Raw genomic sequence first — 19,916 nt, 5'->3', positions numbered from 1 at the left:
AAAATAATTTTTATAATGAAATTTTAATAATTTGCATGTCTAAGTAAAGTTCTTATTTCTCCTATAAGATATAATGAACCTACAAAAGCATATATATTTTCACTATTTTTTTCTATTAATTCAATTGATTTTGCCGTATCAGTGATATATGATACATGGGCATTTTTATCTATTTGTTTAATTTTTTCATACATATCTTTGCTTGAAAAAGCACGGTTATTATTTGGCGTCAGAGTATAAATTTTTTCTGCTTTTGGCAAAAGTTTTTTTAATGAACTATCTATATCTTTATCTGCTAACATTCCAAAAAACAGTATTATTTTCTTATTTTTAAAATAAATATTTAAGTTATTTACAAAACTTTCAATTCCTTCTTTATTATGCCCTCCATCTAATATTATTATTGGATTTTTGGAGAAAATTTCAAATCTTCCATTAAAATGTATATTTTCTAATGCAGTTAGTATATCTTCTTTTTTTATTTTATATCCAAGTGAATAAAGTACTTCCAAAGTTTGTAAAACTGTTAATGCATTATACACTTGATTTTTACCAAGTAAAGAAAGTTTGAATTCATTCATATTAAAAGGGTTTGTTTTTTTATATTTAATTTTGCTTCCGTCAAAACTGCTTTCTATTAATTCAATATCTTCTTTTTTGGGTAAATAAAAAGAAGTATTTTTTTCTTTAGATATTTTTATAAGCTCATCTACAGCTTCTCTATCGGAAGGATATATTACGACATTTGAATTTTCTTTTATGATTCCGCCTTTTTCATATGCTATCTTTTTTAAGGTATTTCCAAGTTGCTCAACATGGTCAAAACTTATTGATGCTATAACACTTATTAGAGGATTGTTTATAACGTTTGTAGCATCTAATCTACCTCCAAGCCCTACTTCAAGTATAACTATATCAACATCTTTTTCTTTGAAGTAAAGAAGGGCTGCTGCAGTTATTATTTCAAATTCTGTAGGATGAGGGAAATTATTTTTTATCATTTTATCTATTTTATCTTTAACTACTGATACGTAATATGCTATATCCACATTTGAAATGTCTATACCGTTTATTTTTATTCTTTCATTAAACTTTTCCAAAAAAGGTGAAGTGTATAGACCTGTTTTGTATCCAGACTTTGATAAAACTGCATTTAACATTGTTGAAATAGAGCCTTTTCCGTTTGTTCCTGCTATGTGAATTACCTTTAAATCATCTTGAGGGGTTCCTATAAGTCTAAGTAATTCATTGATATTATCAAGTCCAAGTACAGATCCGAATTTATTTGTAGAATGTATAAAATTTATTGCTTGTTCGTAGTTCAATTTGTATCTCCTTAATATAAAAACTTGATTAAAATTATATCATATTTTTGAAAAAAATCGGGAGTAATATATAATATTTTGAAATATTCAGAAAATTGTATCATTTTACTTGACAAAAGAAAATAGTAAGGGTAAGATAATAACAATTATTAATATATTTTTATATTAATTAAAAAAATTAGTTAGGGGTATAGACAATGAAAAAGACAATGAAAAAAGCTGCTGCTTTACTTTTGTCTGCAACAATGCTTGTAGGATTTAGTGCATGTGGAGGAAGCAGCGCAGAAAATTCAGACACAATTAAAATAGGGGTTAACTATGAATTGTCAGGTGACGTTGCAACATACGGACAATCTTGTACAAAAGGCATTGAAATGGCCGTTAATGAAGTAAACGAAGCTGGCGGAATTAATGGTAAAAAAGTTGAAATTGTTAAAATTGATAACAAATCAGATAACAATGAAGCTATGAGTGCTGCAACAAAACTTGCAAGTAAAGAAGGCGTAAGTGTTATGATTGGACCTGCTACTTCAGGTGCTTTCAAAGCAACAATCGCAGCTGCAAATCAATATAAAGTTCCTGCAATTACATGTTCAGGTACATCAGATGATATTACAGTAGATTCAAACGGAAATGTACAAGAGTACATATTTAGATTATGTTATACAGACTCATTACAAGGTAGTAAAATGGCTGAATTTGCAACTAAAAAATTAAATGCAAAATCAGCAATCGTTTTAGCTGATACATCAAATGATTATTCAAACGGACTTGCAAAAGCATTTGAATCAGAATTTAAAGCAAACGGAGGAACAATCGTATCAACAGAAACATTTACAGCTCAAGATAAAGATTTCTCTCCTGTACTTACAAAAATCAAAGATAAAAAAGCTGATGTAATTTACTTACCAGGTTATTACACAGAATGTTCTTTAATTATCAAACAAGCAAGAGAATTAGGTATTGATTTACCAATCTTAGGTGCTGATGGATATGATTCTCCAACAATGCTTGAAACAGCAGGTGCCGAAGCACTTGAAAATGTATATTATACAAATCATTATGCAGTAGATGATGAATCAGAAGTTGTTCAAAATTTCGTAAAAGCTTATAAAGCTGCAAATAACGATGAAAATCCTGGTGCTTTTGAAACATTAGGTTATGATGCAGGTAAACTTGCTTGCGATGCAATCGCTAGAGCGGGAAGTGCTGACCCTCAAAAAGTTTCTGAAGCTTTAGCTGCAACAAAAGATTTCCAAGCTGTAACAGGTACTTTAAGTATTGATGAAAAACATAATCCTGTAAAAGAAACAGTAGTACTTGAATTTAAAGATGGAAATGCTGTATTCAATACAAAACTTTAATTGAATAAAATATTTGAAATTTATTAACAAATAAAATAAATTTTGGTAAAGTGGTGAGAAAAACTCACCACTTTACTGCAGTTTTAAGGATATGATTAAAACAATATATGAATATAATATGGTTTTAACAATATTTTTAAAATAATAAAGATACTGGGGGTACATAATTTGGAACAATTTATTCAGCAAATTATCAATGGGATTTCCATTGGTAGTATTTATGCCTTGATTGCGCTTGGATATACTATGGTTTACGGAATTATAAACCTTATTAACTTTGCGCATGGAGATATTTTAATGATAGGAGGATATGTAGGATTTTTCTGTTCATATACGCTAGGAATAGGCTTTATACCTGCAACTATTATTGCAGTTATAATTTGTTCTATACTTGGAGTTGTAATTGAAAGAGTTGCATATAGACCACTAAGACATGCACCAAGAATTACACTTCTTATTACAGCTATTGGTGTAAGTTTCTTGCTTGAATATGCAATGATGTATTTTGTAGGTCCGGATGTTAGAACATATCCTTCAGGATTTTTTGGACTTGGTTACATTAATTTAGGCGGGATTTCAATTCCAAGTGACAAATTAATGGTTACATTGATTACACTAGTATTAATGGTTTTATTACAGTTATTAATTAGTAAGACAAAAATGGGTAAATCAATGAGAGCTGTTTCATCTGATCCAGATGCTGCTCAACTAATGGGTGTAAGTGTAGATAAAGCAATTTCATTCACATTCCTTATTGGTTCTGCTTTAGCAGCTGTTGCCGGTGTAATGTATGGTGCTATGTTTACTGTAAATCCATTATCAGGTATGACACCTGGTTTAAAAGCTTTTATCGCTGCCGTATTTGGTGGTATAGGAAGTATACCGGGAGCTATCGTTGGTGGTGTATCACTTGGACTAATTGAAACTTTGGTTAGTGGTTATCTTTCAAGTGCATATAAAGATGCGGTTGCCTTCGCAATCCTTATAATTATTCTTATTGTTAAACCGTCAGGTTTACTTGGAAAGAATAGAAAGGAAAAAGTATAGGAGGTAACGTTTAATATGAAAAAGATTTTAGATATGTTTAAAAAGCAAGATCCAAGTAAGATACTTGGATTAAAAGGAAATATTCCTACTGTAATAGCTTTTGTTGCTGCATATATAATAATAAAGTTATTAATTTTTGTTGGAATTATTTCTCCATTCTATGAAACTATTGTATTAAAACTTTGTATAGATATTATTTTAGCTCTTGGTCTAAACTTAATTACAGGTATTACAGGACAGTTCTCATTAGGGCATGCGGGATTTATGGCAATAGGTGCATATACAAGTGCTCTTATGACTCTTAGAATGTCAGATAGCATTGTTATGGTTATCCTTGCGTTAATTTTAGGCGGAATTTTATCAGGATTTTTAGGATTTTTAATTGGTATTCCAACTCTTCGTTTAAGAGGTGACTACCTTGCAATTGCTACATTAGGTCTTGGTGAAATTATCAGAATTGTTATTCAAAACGTAGACCAAACTATCCTTGGTGGAGCTGCCGGATTGTCTTCAATCCCTTTATATTCTTCACTTGAAGTATGTTTTATATGTATGTTTATTTGTTATTTTGTAATAACAAATGTTTTAAAATCATCATATGGTAGAGCATGCGTATCTGTAAGAGAAGATGAAATAGCGGCTGAATCAATGGGTGTAAATGTAACTAAAGCAAAAATTCTTGCTTTTATTATAGGAACATTCTTTGCAGGTGTTGCGGGAGCATTATATTCGGGTTATGTAGGCGTTATTCAACCAAAGAACTTTGGTTTCATGAAGTCAATTGATATTTTAATGATTGTTGTACTTGGCGGACTAGGAAATATTAATGGAACAATTATTGCAGCATTTGTTTTAAATATTATTTCTTTTGCTCTTCAAGACTTCTCAGAAATCAGAATGATTTTATATGCGATTATGTTAATTGCCATAATGCTTATTAAATCAGGTGAAACTCCTTTCTTTGTTAAATTAAGAGAAATGTTTTCTGTTGAAAAGTTTAAAAATAAAATAAGAAAGAATAAAGATGTAGTGGGGGAATAGTTTATGGCAATATTAAAAATTGAAGACTTAAGTAAAAGTTTTGGCGGCTTAAAAGCTGTTTCTCATGTAAATATAAATGTTGAAAAAGGTGAATTAATAGGTCTAATAGGACCTAATGGGGCAGGAAAAACTACAATATTTAACTTGCTTACAGGTGTGTATACTCCAACATCAGGTAAAATTGAATTAAAAAATGATAAAACTGGAGATACAATTTTAATTAACGGTTTAAAGCCTTATATAACAAGTAGCTTTGGTATAAGCAGAACTTTTCAAAATATCAGATTATTTAATGAACTTAGCGTACTTGATAATTTAAGAATTGCAATGCATAAAAGAGTAAAATATAATATTTTCTCTGCTATTTTTAGAACTAAAGCATACAGAGAATGTGAAACTATTTTTTATGAAAATGCAATGAATATTCTTGAATTTGTTGGTCTTGCAGATAAAAGAGATGAACTTGCTCAAAATCTTCCTTATGGAGAACAAAGAAAACTTGAAATTGCAAGAGCTGTTGCTACAGGGGCAAGTGTAATATTCCTTGATGAACCTGCAGCGGGAATGAATCCAAGTGAAACAGATGAACTTAGAATTTTAATAGAAAATTTGAGAAAGAAATATGAATTAACAGTTATCTTAATTGAACATGATATGAAATTCGTTATGGAAATATGCGAAAGAATATATGTTTTAGACTTTGGTACGATTATTGCTGAAGGGAAACCGGAAGAAATAAAAAATAACGAAAAAGTAATTAAAGCATATTTAGGGGAGGAAGTATAGAATGTTTTTTAAAATTGAAAATTTAAATGTACATTATGGTGCTATTCATGCCCTAAAAGATGTTTCTTTGGAAGTTAACGAAGGAGAAATTGTAACTTTAATCGGTTCAAATGGTGCCGGAAAGACATCTACTTTGAGAACAATATCAGGTCTTGTTCCAAAAACAAGCGGAAATATTGAATTTATGGGAGAAAGTCTTGATAATGTAAAAGCTACGGATATCGTAAAAAGAGGTATTTCTCATGTTCCTGAGGGAAGAAGAATCTTTGCTGATATGACTGTTTATGAAAATCTTGAAATGGGTGCTTATTTAAGAAGAGACAAAGATAGTATAAAAAAAGATATTCTAGAAATATACAATAAGTTCCCAAGACTAAAGGAAAGAAAAAATCAGCTTGCCGGAACACTTAGCGGCGGAGAACAACAAATGCTTGCTATTTCAAGAGCATTAATGTCCAGACCTAAGTTTTTACTTTTAGATGAACCTTCAATGGGGCTTGCACCTGTTATCGTTCAAGATATTTTTAAATTAATTAAACAAATAAATAAAGAAGGTACCACAATATTCTTGGTAGAACAAAATGCAAATATGGCACTTTCAATATCAAATAGAGCATATATACTTGAAACAGGTGAAGTTGTTATGAGCGGAGACGCAAAAGAATTACTTCAATCAGATGATGTAAGAAAAGCATATTTAGGTGGCTAAAATATAAAAGTGAAATTAACTTCCCATTAAGTTTTTTAATGGGAAGTTTTTGCAAATATAAGATGTATTTATTTTGTTAAATTATATAAAAATTCTGAAAATTCTTAATAATTTAGTTTAAATACTTGTACTTTTTTGATAAAATTTATATAATTAAAAAATCAATAAAAAAAATAATAATAAATAATAATAAATAATTAGATAGAAGAGGATGATGCGGTATGAAATTAACAGGTTCTGAAATTGTAGCAGAAGTATTATTAGAGCATGGGGTAGATACGGTGTTTGGTTACCCGGGAGGTGCAGCTTTAAATATTTACGATGTATTATATAAATATAGTGATAAAATTAAGCACGTCCTTACGGCACATGAACAAGGTGCAGCACATGCAGCAGATGGATATTACAGAGCAACAGGTAAAACAGGCGTTGTTATTGCAACAAGCGGTCCTGGGGCAACAAATCTTGTAACAGGTATTGCTACAGCATTTATGGATAGTATTCCTATGGTTGCCATTACAGCTAATGTTCCGGATAATTTAATTGGCAGAGATTCTTTCCAAGAAATTTGCATAACAGGAGTTACTTTACCTATAACAAAACATAACTTTTTTGTTAATAGAGTAGAAGATTTAGAAGATGCTTTAAGAGAAGCTTTTAGAATTGCCAATAGCGGAAGAAAGGGACCTGTACTAGTTGATATTACAAAGGATGTAACAGCAAATTTGGTTGAGTATAAAAAAGAAGGACCACTTCCTTTATATGAAAATCCTATTGCAACAGATAAAGAAGTTGAAGAAGTTGCAAAAATGATTAATAATTCAGAAAAACCGGTTATATATTTTGGTGGAGGTATAGTTGCATCTGATTCAATAGCAGAATTAAACGAGTTACTTGAAAAAGGTGACATACCTGCAACTAATACTTTAATGGCAACAGGTGTTCTTGGATACAACAATAAAAGAAGACTTGGAATGATTGGTATGCACGGAACTGTTGCTGCAAATAAAGCTATATATAATGCGGATTTGGTTTTAGCTCTTGGAACTAGGTTTAGTGACAGAGTTGCACTTAATCCAAACAAATTTGCAAGCAATGCAAAAAAAATACAAGTTGACATTGATAAAAGCGAAATTAACAAAAATGTTTTTGTACATAAGAGCATAATAAGTGATGTAAAAAATTTCTTACAAAGATTAATTCCTTTAATTGAAAAGAAATCAAGAAAAGAATGGTTGGATACAACATTAAAATGGAGTAAAACTCCTGTAGAAGATACATATTACAAAGGTAACTTACATCCTGGTGATATTGTAATGACAAGTTGCGGTATGATGGATAAGAAACCTATTTTTGTTACTGATGTAGGTCAACATCAAATGTGGGCTGCACAATATTTAAAAAATGTAAAACCGGTTAAATTTTTAACAAGTGGCGGACTTGGAACTATGGGATATAGTTATGGTGCTGCCATTGGTGCCCAAGTAGGATGTCCTGATAAAAGAATAGTTCAATTTGTAGGAGATGGTTCTTTCCATATGTGCTTAAATGAAGCATGTACGGCTGTTAGTCAAAATTTACCTATTATAACAATTATTATGAATAATGGCGTTCTTGGTATGGTTTATCAATGGCAAACAGTATTTTATGATAAAAGATACTCTCAAACTGTATTAAACAGAAAAACAGACTTTGTTAAATTAGCTGAAGCTTTTGGTTTAAAAGGTTATAAAGCAGAAACATTAGAAGAATTTGAAGATGTATTTGAAGAAGCTTTAAAACAAGATGGTCCTGTATGGATTGATTGTAGAATAGAAGAGCTTGAAAGAGTTCTACCTATGATTCCTAATGGTGGAACCATTGATGATATGATAATAAATTAAAATAAGGAGAATGTAAGATGGCTGATAGAAAAGAAGTTGTAAGTATTTTAGTTGACAATCAATCTAATGTTTTAACTAGAATTGTAAGTTTGTATGGAAGAAGAGGTTTTAATATTGATTCGTTAACTGTTTCAGCGACAAATCATCCTAATATTTCAAGAATTACGATTGTTTTTAACGGTAGTGATCAATCTTTATATCAAATTATTACTCAAACACAAAAACTTGAAGTTGTAAGAGATATATTTGTTTTAGATGCAAGCAATTCTCTTTACAGAGAACTTTTACTTGTGAAAATTAAAACAGATAAAACAGAAAGAACATCACTTAAAGAAATTGTTGATATATACAGAGGTAAAATAATCGATTTATCTAAAGAAAGCATGATTATTGAATTAACAGGTGCTCCTGAAAAATTAGATGGATTTATGAAAATGATAGATTGTTATGATGTTGTAGAAGTTTGTAGAACAGGTATAACAGGAATTTCAAGAGATTTAAGAGAAATACATTAATAAATAAACGACAAAGGGAGAAGACAATGAAGTTAAGAAGCGAAAATGTAACAAAAGGCTTAGAAAAGGCGCCTGCTAGAAGTCTTTTCTATGCAATGGGATATACAAAAGAAGAGTTAAATAGACCTCTTATAGGGGTAGTAAACGCAAAAAGTGAAATTGTTCCGGGTCACATTCATTTAGATAAAGTTACGGAAGCTGTAAAAGCCGGAATAAGAATGGCAGGGGGAACACCTATAGAAGTTCCTTCAATTGGTGTTTGTGACGGTATAGCAATGGGACATGCAGGAATGAGATATTCTCTTCCAAGTAGAGAGTTAATTGCAGACAGTGTTGAAACAATGGCAATTGCTCATTGCTTTGATGGTCTTGTATTGGTTCCTAACTGTGATAAAATCGTTCCTGGAATGATTATGGCAGCTGTAAGATTAAATATACCAACAGTTGTATGTTCAGGTGGTCCTATGATGTCAGGACTTGTAAAAGGAGAAGAAACTTCTTTATCTAAGATGTTTGAAGCAGTAGGAGCAAGAAAAGCAGATTTAATAAATGATGATGAACTTTTAGAATATGAAGAAAATACTTGTCCTGGATGTGGTTCATGTTCTGGTATGTATACAGCAAACAGTATGAACTGTCTTGCTGAAGCTATTGGGATTGCTTTACCTGGAAACGGAACAATTCCTGCTGTTGAAAGCGGAAGAATAAGACTTGCTAAAAAAGCAGGTATGGCAATCATGAATTTAGTTGAAAAAGATATTAAAGCAAGAGATATTATCAATGAAAAATCAATAAGAAATGCACTTGCTTGTGATATGGCACTTGGTTGTTCTTCAAACAGTGTACTTCATTTGTTGGCAATAGCAAATGAGGCAGGTGTTGAATTAAACCTTGAAATATTCAATGAATTTAGTGCAAAAGTTCCAAACTTATGTCATCTTGCACCAGCAGGCGGAACTCATATGCATGATTTAAACAGAGCCGGTGGATTAATGGCTGTTTTACATGAACTTGATAAAAAAGGATTAGTTGATAAATCATTAATCACAGCAAACGGTAAAACAGTTGGTGAAAATATTGAAGGTCATGAAATTAAAGATATTAACTTAATTAAAACAGTGGCTTGTCCATATAGCGAAACAGGCGGTATCGCAGTTATGTGGGGTAATATCGCTCAAGAAGGTTGCGTTGTAAAGAGAAGTGCTGTTGATGAAAGCATGCTTAAACATAGCGGTCCGGCAAGAGTATTTAATAGTGAAGAAGAAGCTATTGATGCAATATATAATGGAAAAATCGTTGATGGTGATGTTGTTGTTATCAGATACGAAGGACCTAAGGGTGGACCAGGTATGAGAGAGATGTTAAATCCTACAAGTGCACTTGCAGGAATGGGACTTGATAAAACAGTTGCATTAATAACTGATGGAAGATTCTCTGGAGCATCAAGAGGTGCTTCAATAGGTCATGTTTGTCCTGAAGCTTTTGCGGGTGGAAACATAGGTTTAATTGAAGAAGGGGATATTATTGAAATTGATATACCAGCATCTAAGATTAATGCTAAAGTAAGTGATGAAGAATTTGATAAAAGAAGAGAAGCTTACGTTTGTCCGAAAGAACCTGTTAAAAGCGGATGGCTTGCAAGATATCAAAGAAATGTGTCTTCAGCAAGCAAAGGTGCTGTAATGAAATAAGAAATTAAATTAAAAAGAGATATATTTGATATATCTCTTTTTTTTATTATACTTTTAAATTTTTTAAAATTAAGAGCAAAAAAAGAAACCATTTAGGTTTCTTTTTTTATACTCTTTCACTTACTATTCTAAATCCGTTTTCTGTAAGTTCTTTTTCAATTTCTTTTGCTTGTTCGCTGTCTTTTGTTTCCATTGTAATCTTAATGAAACAACTGTTTATAGGCATTTCAGGATCTCCATTGTCGTATTGAACTCCTACAACGTTTGCTCCACATTTGCTTATTATGTTACTTACTCCAACAAGTTGTCCAGGTTTATCAGTAAGAGCAATTGTAAGAGCACTTTTTCTTCCGCTCATTACAAGACCTCTGTCAATTACTCTGTTTAAAATGTTAACATCGATATTACCACCGCTTACGATACAAACAACATTCTTGTTTTTAAGTGGAATTTTATTAAACATTGCTGCGGCAACAGATACGGCTCCTGCGCCCTCTGCAACAAGTTTTTGTTTTTCCATTAATGTTAGTATTGCTGCTGCTATTTCATCTTCTGTTACAGTTATAATTTCATCTACATATTCGCTTACTAATTCGTATGTTAAATCTCCAGGTTCCTTAACTGCAATACCATCTGCAAATGTATTTACTGTTTCTGTTGCTTGTCTTTGATGTTCTTTTACAGATTTATACATACTTGGAGCACCTGCAGCTTGTACGCCATATATTTTGCATTCACGTTTTAGGTGTTTTATGGCATAAGCAACACCACTTATAAGTCCGCCACCTCCGATAGGAATTACAACTGCGTCTACATTTGCAAGTTGGTCTAAAATTTCAAGTCCGATTGTTCCTTGACCTGCTATTACATCTTCATCATTAAAAGGATGAATGAAAGTATAGCCTTCTTCTTTTTGTAGTTCTAATGCCTTATTGTAAGCATCATCATAAGTATCACTTACAAGACAAACTTTTGCACCATAGCTTTTTGTTGCTTCTACTTTGCTTATTGGTGCGCCATCAGGCATACATATAATGCAAGGTATATTGCTTTTTTCGCTGGCTAACGCAACGCCTTGTGCGTGGTTTCCCGCAGAGCAAGCTATAATGCCTTTTTCCTTTTCTTCATCTTTTAATTGGCTTATTTTATAATAGGCACCTCTAATTTTGAAGCTACCTGTTGTTTGTAAATTTTCTGTTTTTAAATATATATTATTTTTGTCACTAAGAGCGGGTGCAATAATTAAGTCTGTTTTCCTTATTACATCTTTTAGTGTAAATGCTGCATGATAAACTTTATCTAATGTTAACATTTTAACCCTCCTTATAAATAAAAATCTATTAAATTACATTATATATTATTTTCTGAAAATTTCAAATATTTTTAATTAAATATTTAAAAAAGAAAAATTTAGTGATATACTCTTATTATATTTTTTTATAGGAGAAGAAAAATGCAACACACATTAAAAGGTTTAAATGAAAAACTGGATTCATTGGCAGTTTTTAGAAATATTTTAAATACAGATGTTATAAAAAATTTAAGAATATTATTAGATACTATTCTTGAATATGAAGATGATGAATCAATGGTATTCGCATATAGTGAATTTGTTTCATGTCTTTATAATTATGATTTTGATTTTTCAAAATACATATTTAATTTTATATTAAATGATGAAAATTTTTATATAAAAGCTAAGGCTGCAGGTAAGAATGTTCCTGATTTTATAGAAAACTGTGTTGATGAAGAATTAAATATTCTTGATGATTTAAGTAAGTTAACACCTATTGAAATAAAAGAGTTTATTTCTTATGATGGTTTCCTACCAGCATGGGAAAATACTATGCTTGATTTAAAAGAAAAATATAAGGAAAAAGTAAATTCTTTAACTGTTACGGGTTATGGAATATATGCAAAATATACGGCTTTTGTTCTTGATGACGATAAAATAGTTCCTGTAAAATATCCTGATTCTCAAAGACTTGAAGATTTATTTGGTTATGAAAGAGAAAGAGATTTGATAATTAAAAATACTAAAGCTCTTCTTGACGGTACAGGTGCAAGTAATATGCTTTTATATGGTGATGCCGGAACAGGAAAAAGTTCAAGTGTAAAAGCAGTCTGCAATCATTTTAAAAATGACGGTTTGAGACTTCTTGAAATAAAGAAAAATCAGTTATATAAAATACCTAATATAGTAGATGAGCTTGCGGCAAATCCATTAAAATTTGTTATATTTATTGATGATTTAAGTTTTACCGGTAATGACGACAATTTTTCGGCTCTTAAAGCTATATTGGAAGGCGGGGTATCTGCTCTTGGCAATAATGTTGCTATTTATGCAACAAGCAACAGACGTCATTTGGTTAAAGAAACAATGTCAGAAAGACAAGGCGATGAAATTCATAGAAATGATACACTTCAAGAAACAATGAGTCTTTCTGCGAGATTTGGACTTACCATAACTTTCCAAAAACCTGATAAAAAAGCATATTTGAATATAGTTGAAAATCTTGCTAAACAATACGGCGTAGAGATGGATTTTGATGAGTTATTTACAAAGGCTGAGGCTTTTGCAATAAGACACGGTGGAAGGAGTGCAAGAACTGCAAAACAATTTGTAGAGCTTGTAAAAATAGGAATATAAAAAATACCCTTATGGGTATTTTTTATTTATGAATTATATAATCAACTGGAATGTCATATTCATTATAAGGTACCTTTTCAATTATTTGCTCATTAAAGCATACTCCTATTTTTAATGCATTTAATTCTTTGTTTGCAAAAAATTTATCGTAATATCCTCCGCCGTATCCTATTCTGTAATTATCTTTTGCGAATACTATTCCTGGAGTTATTACAATGTCTAAAATATTTGGATTTGTAATTCTTATAAATTCTTTCTTTGGTTCGAGGATTCCATAAAATCCTTTTTCAAGCTCATCAAAGGATTTAAGTTTAGAAATATTCATTATTTTATTTTTGCTATCTATTATTGGTATATATATGTTTTTATTATTTTTTAACATATATTTAATAAATTTATGTGTATCAACTTCATTTTTAAAACTCACGAAACACATAATATTTTTAGAATTTTTAATATCTTTATTATTTATTAATTCTTCAAATATTAATTTGTTTTTTTCTTCTCTACTATGTAGGTCTTTCAATTTAAGTTGAATTTTTTCTCTTAAATCTTTTTTATTCATTTTTACTCCTTGTAATTTCCTCTTAATAATTCTATTTCTTTTTTATACCCATCCATATCGTTTGGGGTTTCCAAAAAGAATGGTAAATGCTTTAATGCGGGATGATTAACAAATCTTATTATTGGTTCTAATTTTAAAAAGCCTTCTCCGATTTTGGCATGTCTGTCTTTATTTGTATTGAAGTCATTTAATGTATCATTTAAGTGAATTGCTTTTAATCTATCAAGTCCAATGATTTTATCAAAATCGGTTAAAACTTTATCTAAATTATTTACAATATCATAACCTGCGCAGTAAACATGACAAGTATCCAAACATACTCCCATTTTATCTTTCAAGTTTACTCTGTCAATGATTTCTCTTAGTTCCTCAAAACTTCTCCCAATTTCGCTGCCTTTTCCTGACATTGTTTCAAGTAAAATAAATGTATCGTCATCTTCCTTTATACATTCATTTAAAATATCGGTAATTCTTGTTATTCCTATTTCAACGTTATCTGTTGTGTAGCTTCCAGGATGAAAGTTATATAATTTTGAAGGGATTTGATTCATTATATCTAAATCCATTCTAAATATTTCTTTTGCAGCTTCTCTTACATCTTCTTTTGCTGATGCCATATTTAGAGTGTATGGAGCATGGGCAAGTATTGGGGCAAAATTATTATCTTGTATTATTTTTGTTAAATCTTCAACATCTTTTTCGTTTAAATCTTTTGATTTTCCTCCTCTTGGATTTCTTGTAAAAAACTGAAATGTATTTGCGCTTATTTTTAAAGCTTCTTCTCCTGCTTTTTTATATCCTTTTGCTATTGATATGTGTGGTCCTATATTTAACATTTTTTTCTCCTAAAAATTTTATTATATTTAAGTATAAGAAATTTATAATAAAAATCAAACAATTATTATAAAATTAATGTGGTTTTATTTTAAATAAGTAATTATAGGAATTTAAATTATTTGAATATTCTGTAATTTTTTGATATAATGTTATAAGTATATTTAATTGGGAGGTACGCTGTTTTGAAGTTATCAGAAGAACAAAAAAAAGTTTGTAATAACATAATAGAATATTATGATAATAACCCATCGAATTTGCTTCAGATTTTACTAAAAATTCAAAGACAAATTCCTGGGAGATTTATAAACTTGGATACAGCTGAGTATATAGCAAGCAAGATGAACATTCCTCTTAGCAACGTATCAGAAGTTGTAACATATTTTGATGCGTTAAGCACTGAAAAAAGAGGTAAATACATACTTGGTTTATGTAATGCAACTGCTTGCAGTTTAAACGGTAAAGATGAAATAAGAGAAATTTTTGAAAGAGAACTTGGTATTAAAGCAGGTCAAACTACTGAAGATGGTTTGTTTACATTGGAATTGGTTCCTTGCTTTGGTGCTTGCGACATTGCTCCTGCCGTTAGGGTAAATGACAATGTTGTTGGAAAATTAAATGAAAAGAAAGTTAAAGCTTTAATTGCTAAATTAAGGGAGGCTAAATAATGGGACAAGTAAAATATATTTCTAAAGATTATGGAACATATGATGCCTTCAATATTGATGAATATATAAAAAGAGGCGGTTTTAGCGGACTTAAAAAAGCTATTGAACAAGGATATGAAAAGACTACAGATGATGTAGCTAAAAGCAGACTTCAAGGAAGAGGTGGTGCAAACTATCCTACAGGGAAAAAACTTGCTCAGGCAAGAGAAGCTGTTGGAGATGAAGAAAGATATGTTCTTTGTAATGCAGATGAAGGAGAACCGGGAACATTTAAAGATAAGTATTTACTTAAAAACGGTATATATAAAGTAATCGAAGGTATTATAATTGCAGCTTATTGTGCAGGAGCAAATACCGGACATATTTATGTAAGAGAAGAGTATACTTTCATGCATAAAGATATTGAATATGCAATAAAACAAGTTTATGATAAAGGATTTTTAGGTAAAGATATTTTATCAAGTGGTTTTAATTTTGAATTATCTCTTTTCTCAGGCGGTGGCTCTTATGTTTGTGGGGAAGGTTTCGCAATGTGCGAAAGTATCGAAGGAAAGAGCGGAAGACCTAGAAGTAAACCACCTTATGTAAAACAATGTGGTTTACATAGTAAACCTACTCTTGTAATAAATGTTGAGACAGTCAGTGTAATAGCTACATTAATGCAAAACGGATATGAAACAGTATTAAAATACGGTGTTGAAGACTGCCCTGGAACAAAGATGATAAGTGTAAGCGGAAAGGTTAAAAATCCTGGTGTTTATGAAGTTGAGTTTGGTACAACCGTTCAAAATATTATAAAAATCGCAGGTGGAATAAGAAACGATAAACAACCTAAATTCGTACAACTTGGGGGTGCCAGCGGAACTATAGTACCTTATGAAAAACTTAATATTCCTTATACATATTCGGGAATGAAGCAAGTAAAAGGAAGTATTGGTTCAGGGGCTATTGTAGTCGGAGATGAAGATGATAGTGTAATTGATTATTTATCTGTTGTTGAAGATTTCTTCTATCATGAAAGCTGCGGTAAATGTGTTCCATGTAGAGAAGGTAATAGACAGCTTAAGATGATTATGGATAGATTCAAGAAAAAAGAAGGCACTTTAAAAGATTTAAAAAACTATGTAAGAATAGTTAATGCTTTGGATGCGTCATTATGCGGAAGCGGTAGAACTCAGATTACACCGTTTATCAGTGCATATACTTATTTTTCTGATGAATTTAAGGGTGCGCTTAAAGGGGAGGAATAGAAGTGATAAATTTAACTATTGATAATAAACCAGTAAGTGTAAAAGAAGGTACAACAATTTTAGATGCAGCAAAACAAGCCGGTATTGAAATTCCTACACTTTGTTATTTGAAAGATGTAAATAAACCTGCTTCATGCAGGATGTGTATGGTTGATGTATCAGGCAGACTTTCTCCTTCATGTGTAACACCTGTATGGGAAGGTATGGATGTAAAGACTCAGACAAAAAAATTGAGAAATATAAGAAAAACTATACTTGAATTAACTCTTGCAAATCATAATTGCGATTGTACAATATGCGATAAAAGCGGTAATTGCAAATTACAAACTTTAGCAAATACATATTTGACAGGTCCAAGTGATTTTGAAACTTGTTTTGAAAAAGGTTTTGATGATTCTTCAAACTGTGTAACAAGAGATTATAGCAAATGTATTAAATGCGGAAGATGTGTAAGTATTTGTAAAGATAAAGTTGGTGCAAAAGCTATTTCTTTTGTAAACAGAAGTGACAGTACAACTGTATCCACTCCTTTTGATATTCCTGTAATAAACAGCGATTGTATAGGATGTGGTCAATGTATTTCAGTTTGTCCGACAGGTGCATTGGTAGAAAAAGGAACAACTGAAGAATTATATTATTTGTTAGGTGAAGATACTTATTACAATATTTGCTTATTGTCATATGGCACATATGAATCTTTATCAAAAGGTTTAGGTGTGGATGATGCACTTATTAAAGCAAAAGTTGTTGATGTTTTAAATAAACTTGGTTTTAGCGAAGTAATTGATTATGAAGAATATTTAATAAAAGAAATGAATGCTATTGCATATATTTTAAAAGAAAATATGGCTGAAGGAAAATCTTTAATATATGCTTGTTCACCTGGAATAAGAAAAGAAATAGAAGACGCTTATCCTGAAGCTGATAATTACTTTGTAAATCTTCCAAAAATAAGAAAAGATATCAACATGAAATTTAAAGAAGATTACTTAGATAGAAACATAGATAAAGATGTTCATTTAACAAGAGTTGAAAATTGTACTGCTTTCTTAAATGAAAATGAAGAAACAAGCGGTATTGATATTTCAATTACTACAAATCAACTTGTTAACTTAATTAAAACAAGCTGTATTGATTTAAATAAAGCAAATAACAAGCCTCTTGATACTCTTGATTATACAGGAATATTTAATCCTTATTTCTTAAGTGTAAATACAGCATATGCTATTATAAGACTTGGAGATAAGTCTTCAATAAAGAATGATAAAGGTAACATAAAGGAATTTTCATTTGAATTGTCAGATGGTAAAGAAATAAAATGTGCTGTTGTAAATGGATTAAAACAGTCTAAAGAAGAAGTTGAAAAGATTATAAATAAAGAAAGCGAATACGATTTTGTATGTGTTATTCCTTGTGAAGGCGGATGTGTTAACGGTGGAGGAAGACCAGTAGACGTTAAGTAGTTTAAATAATAAAATAAAAAGATTATTCATATATATGAATAATCTTTTTTTATTTGGAGGGAAAATATGCAAATTCATTTTTTAAGAGAAAATGAAAATATTGATGATTTAAGTATATTATATTCGGTAGAAAAAAATAAAATAATGGAAGCAAATAAATTTAGAGGGGATAAGCTAAGAGATAAGCAAGTAATTATCCCCTGTGATGATTTTTATTATTTTAAAAAGTATGAAGAGAGTATAGAAAGTATACTTAGTAAATTTGATATAGCAAAAGAAGAATTATATTCTTTAAATAAAAGTCCATTATGCTTTAAAGACGGAGGAATAAGGTTAAAATTAAAGCAAAAGAAAAAAAATATAAAAGTGTATTCTTTGGTAGATTTAACAATGGGAAGTAATAGTTTTATCGAAGCAGACTTGGAAAATTCCTATGTAAGTTCTTTTATGGGATATAATGTAGCTTATGATGATAATGATGATATTGAAGATTTTTATTTGAAGAAAATATCAGAAATAGAAAATAAGGAGGTCAGTTTAATTATTCATAATAAAGTTTTTTATTCTGTTAAAACTTTCATGCAATATATAGATTTGAAATTTGATAAAAAATATTATAAAGAAGTAAATATTTATTATGACATCACTAAAGTAGATTTTGATGAATTAATTGCAAATATTAATCATTCTTATTTTAAATTTAATATTGTTTTAGATATATATTTATTAAATAAAGTATTAGAGAATGAAGATATTGTGAAAAAGATAAATGATAACTTTAATAAACTTTTTATTTTACCTACATATATAAGCGATAAAAAGAGTTTATCCTATGATGAATATAAAAAGTTTATAGAAAAAATAAATGTTTTTAAAAGGGATAAAATTGCAGTAGGACTTAATTTAAATGATTATGATAATATAAATTTAATTGAGCTTATGAAAATAATTAATTTGATTTATAACAAAGATATACCTTCTTTGATAATATATTCTTGTTCAAACAGATTCTTTCAAATAAGTTATATTTTAAATCATTTTTTTATAATAAATAGTTAAATAATATATTTTGATATTTGAGTAAAATATATTATAATAATATGGAATATACTGAATTTAAAAATATTTCTAACATAAGATACAAAAAAAGGAGATTTTATGGAAGGGTTAATATATAAAATAGATAAATATTCTACTCAAAATGGTCCTGGTTTTAGAACTGTTGTATATATGAAAGGATCATCTTTAAATATCCCATGGGGAGAACATCCTGAAGCTTTAAGTAAAAATATTGAAATGCTTTATGACAAAGAAAAATGCAATATGTGCTATAAATGTATAGAAGCATGTAATGAAAGAATGCTTGCAGAAGAAGAAAACAGAGTTTTTGAATGCACAAAATGCGGTAAATGTGTAGATGCTTGTCCAATGGGAGCAAGAAAACTTATAGGTGAGAAAATTTCTGTTGAGGAATTGATTGAAAGAATAATTCCGGAAATACAGTATTATAAAGCAAGCGGAGGCGGAGTTACTTTTGCCGGTGGTGAACCTATGCTTCAAGAAGAATTTTTACTTGAGGTTATAAAAAAACTTAAAGAAAAAGATATTAATGTAGCTGTTTCCACAAGCGGTTTCATAGATTATAAAATAATGGAAAAATTTATTCCTTATGTTGATTATTTTATTTATCACTTTAATTTGGTAAATAAAAAAGTACATGAAAAATATACTGGACAAAGTAATGAAATAATAATTGAAAATTTAAAGAAAGTATGTTTTATGTCTAAAGTTATTATTTCAATTACGTTTATTAATGAAGTAAATTGCAATATGAACGAATTAAAACAAATTGTCGGCTTTATGTCTAAATTAGAACTGTATGGAATTGTAATAAAAGGATATAGTAATAAAAATGAACATATGTATCGTTTGCTTGGAAAAGAGCAGAAATATACATTCCATCGCCCGGAAAAGAAAACATTAACCAATATCGGTAATTTATTTTCAAGACTTTGTGATAATATACAAGTTGTTTCTTAAAATATGACAAAGTAGTATAAATTTATTCCATAGCTTACTTGTTTTTTATAATGGGAAATATATATAATATGTATATGATTAATGT

18 protein-coding genes are annotated in these 19,916 nt (G+C 29.9%); 14 read left to right on the top strand and 4 right to left on the bottom strand.

Features of this window, described 5'->3' with window-relative positions; translation table 11 throughout:
* Positions 1-23 precede the first annotated feature (23 nt).
* On the bottom strand, positions 24-1,325 hold the full coding sequence (locus M6G78_RS06440; RefSeq protein WP_171020646.1) for a folylpolyglutamate synthase/dihydrofolate synthase family protein: 1,302 nt from the start codon (positions 1,323-1,325) through the stop codon (positions 24-26).
* 197 nt (positions 1,326-1,522) lie between these two features.
* Between M6G78_RS06440 and M6G78_RS06435 the strand changes: the two genes are divergently transcribed.
* The 8 genes from M6G78_RS06435 to ilvD all read left to right on the top strand — a co-directional run bounded on the left by M6G78_RS06435 (position 1,523) and on the right by ilvD (position 10,361).
* Positions 1,523-2,689: an ABC transporter substrate-binding protein gene (locus tag M6G78_RS06435; protein ID WP_171020647.1), complete on the top strand. Its 1,167-nt coding sequence runs from the start codon at positions 1,523-1,525 to the stop codon at positions 2,687-2,689.
* A 168-nt stretch (positions 2,690-2,857) separates the two neighbouring features.
* On the top strand, positions 2,858-3,736 hold the full coding sequence (locus M6G78_RS06430; RefSeq protein WP_138269369.1) for a branched-chain amino acid ABC transporter permease: 879 nt from the start codon (positions 2,858-2,860) through the stop codon (positions 3,734-3,736).
* Between the two features lie 15 nt (positions 3,737-3,751).
* Entirely contained in the window at positions 3,752-4,777 is a 1,026-nt protein-coding gene (locus M6G78_RS06425) for a branched-chain amino acid ABC transporter permease (protein WP_243112238.1), read from the top strand.
* A gap of 3 nt (positions 4,778-4,780) precedes the next feature.
* Positions 4,781-5,563 carry an ABC transporter ATP-binding protein gene (locus M6G78_RS06420; RefSeq protein ID WP_138269370.1) on the top strand — a complete coding sequence of 261 codons (783 nt, stop codon included), beginning with the start codon at positions 4,781-4,783 and terminating at the stop codon, positions 5,561-5,563.
* Position 5,564: 1 nt separating this feature from the next.
* A complete protein-coding gene (locus M6G78_RS06415) occupies positions 5,565-6,272 on the top strand; it encodes an ABC transporter ATP-binding protein (protein WP_138269371.1) in 708 nt (235 codons plus the stop codon).
* Between the two features lie 221 nt (positions 6,273-6,493).
* Complete coding sequence (ilvB, locus tag M6G78_RS06410; protein WP_253229935.1) at positions 6,494-8,155, top strand: biosynthetic-type acetolactate synthase large subunit; 1,662 nt, start codon at positions 6,494-6,496, stop codon at positions 8,153-8,155.
* A 17-nt stretch (positions 8,156-8,172) separates the two neighbouring features.
* Complete coding sequence (gene ilvN / locus M6G78_RS06405; protein ID WP_253229934.1) at positions 8,173-8,670, top strand: acetolactate synthase small subunit; 498 nt, start codon at positions 8,173-8,175, stop codon at positions 8,668-8,670.
* A gap of 26 nt (positions 8,671-8,696) precedes the next feature.
* The gene (ilvD, locus tag M6G78_RS06400; protein WP_138269374.1) at positions 8,697-10,361 is read left to right on the top strand and encodes a dihydroxy-acid dehydratase; all 1,665 of its coding nucleotides are present in this window, start codon (positions 8,697-8,699) and stop codon (positions 10,359-10,361) included.
* 106 nt (positions 10,362-10,467) lie between these two features.
* Here ilvD and ilvA read toward each other — a convergent pair whose 3' ends face one another.
* Positions 10,468-11,673 carry a threonine ammonia-lyase gene (gene ilvA / locus M6G78_RS06395; RefSeq protein ID WP_253229933.1) on the bottom strand — a complete coding sequence of 402 codons (1,206 nt, stop codon included), beginning with the start codon at positions 11,671-11,673 and terminating at the stop codon, positions 10,468-10,470.
* 141 nt (positions 11,674-11,814) lie between these two features.
* Here ilvA and M6G78_RS06390 point away from each other — a divergent pair, with 141 nt between their 5' ends.
* Positions 11,815-13,011 carry an ATP-binding protein gene (locus tag M6G78_RS06390; RefSeq protein WP_138269376.1) on the top strand — a complete coding sequence of 399 codons (1,197 nt, stop codon included), beginning with the start codon at positions 11,815-11,817 and terminating at the stop codon, positions 13,009-13,011.
* Positions 13,012-13,033: 22 nt separating this feature from the next.
* Here the strand turns inward: M6G78_RS06390 and M6G78_RS06385 are convergent, their stop codons facing one another.
* Both M6G78_RS06385 and M6G78_RS06380 read right to left on the bottom strand, forming a co-directional pair.
* Positions 13,034-13,576 (bottom strand): 5-formyltetrahydrofolate cyclo-ligase, encoded by a 543-nt coding sequence (locus M6G78_RS06385; RefSeq protein WP_138269377.1) that lies wholly within the window; start codon positions 13,574-13,576, stop codon positions 13,034-13,036.
* Positions 13,577-13,578: 2 nt separating this feature from the next.
* Complete coding sequence (locus M6G78_RS06380; protein ID WP_253229932.1) at positions 13,579-14,412, bottom strand: deoxyribonuclease IV; 834 nt, start codon at positions 14,410-14,412, stop codon at positions 13,579-13,581.
* A 183-nt stretch (positions 14,413-14,595) separates the two neighbouring features.
* Here M6G78_RS06380 and M6G78_RS06375 point away from each other — a divergent pair, with 183 nt between their 5' ends.
* From M6G78_RS06375 to M6G78_RS06355, 5 genes are all read left to right on the top strand, one after another.
* Positions 14,596-15,078 (top strand): NAD(P)H-dependent oxidoreductase subunit E, encoded by a 483-nt coding sequence (locus M6G78_RS06375; protein ID WP_253229931.1) that lies wholly within the window; start codon positions 14,596-14,598, stop codon positions 15,076-15,078.
* Entirely contained in the window at positions 15,078-16,328 is a 1,251-nt protein-coding gene (locus M6G78_RS06370) for an NADH-quinone oxidoreductase subunit F (RefSeq protein ID WP_253229930.1), read from the top strand. Before M6G78_RS06375 ends, M6G78_RS06370 begins: the two co-directional genes overlap by 1 nt.
* A 2-nt stretch (positions 16,329-16,330) precedes the next feature.
* Complete coding sequence (locus tag M6G78_RS06365; protein ID WP_253229929.1) at positions 16,331-17,791, top strand: [Fe-Fe] hydrogenase large subunit C-terminal domain-containing protein; 1,461 nt, start codon at positions 16,331-16,333, stop codon at positions 17,789-17,791.
* A gap of 66 nt (positions 17,792-17,857) precedes the next feature.
* Entirely contained in the window at positions 17,858-18,850 is a 993-nt protein-coding gene (locus tag M6G78_RS06360; RefSeq protein ID WP_253229928.1) for a hypothetical protein, read from the top strand.
* A gap of 99 nt (positions 18,851-18,949) precedes the next feature.
* On the top strand, positions 18,950-19,831 hold the full coding sequence (locus tag M6G78_RS06355; protein ID WP_253229927.1) for a glycyl-radical enzyme activating protein: 882 nt from the start codon (positions 18,950-18,952) through the stop codon (positions 19,829-19,831).
* Positions 19,832-19,916 lie beyond the last annotated feature (85 nt).

Origin of the sequence: Anaerofustis sp. NSJ-163 (assembly GCF_024135845.1) — a bacterium.
In the GTDB taxonomy this organism is placed as follows: Bacteria; Bacillota; Clostridia; order Eubacteriales; family Anaerofustaceae; genus Anaerofustis; species Anaerofustis butyriciformans.
Note: the sequence above shows the minus strand (reverse complement) of the source record. Positions and strands in the feature narration are given on the sequence as shown.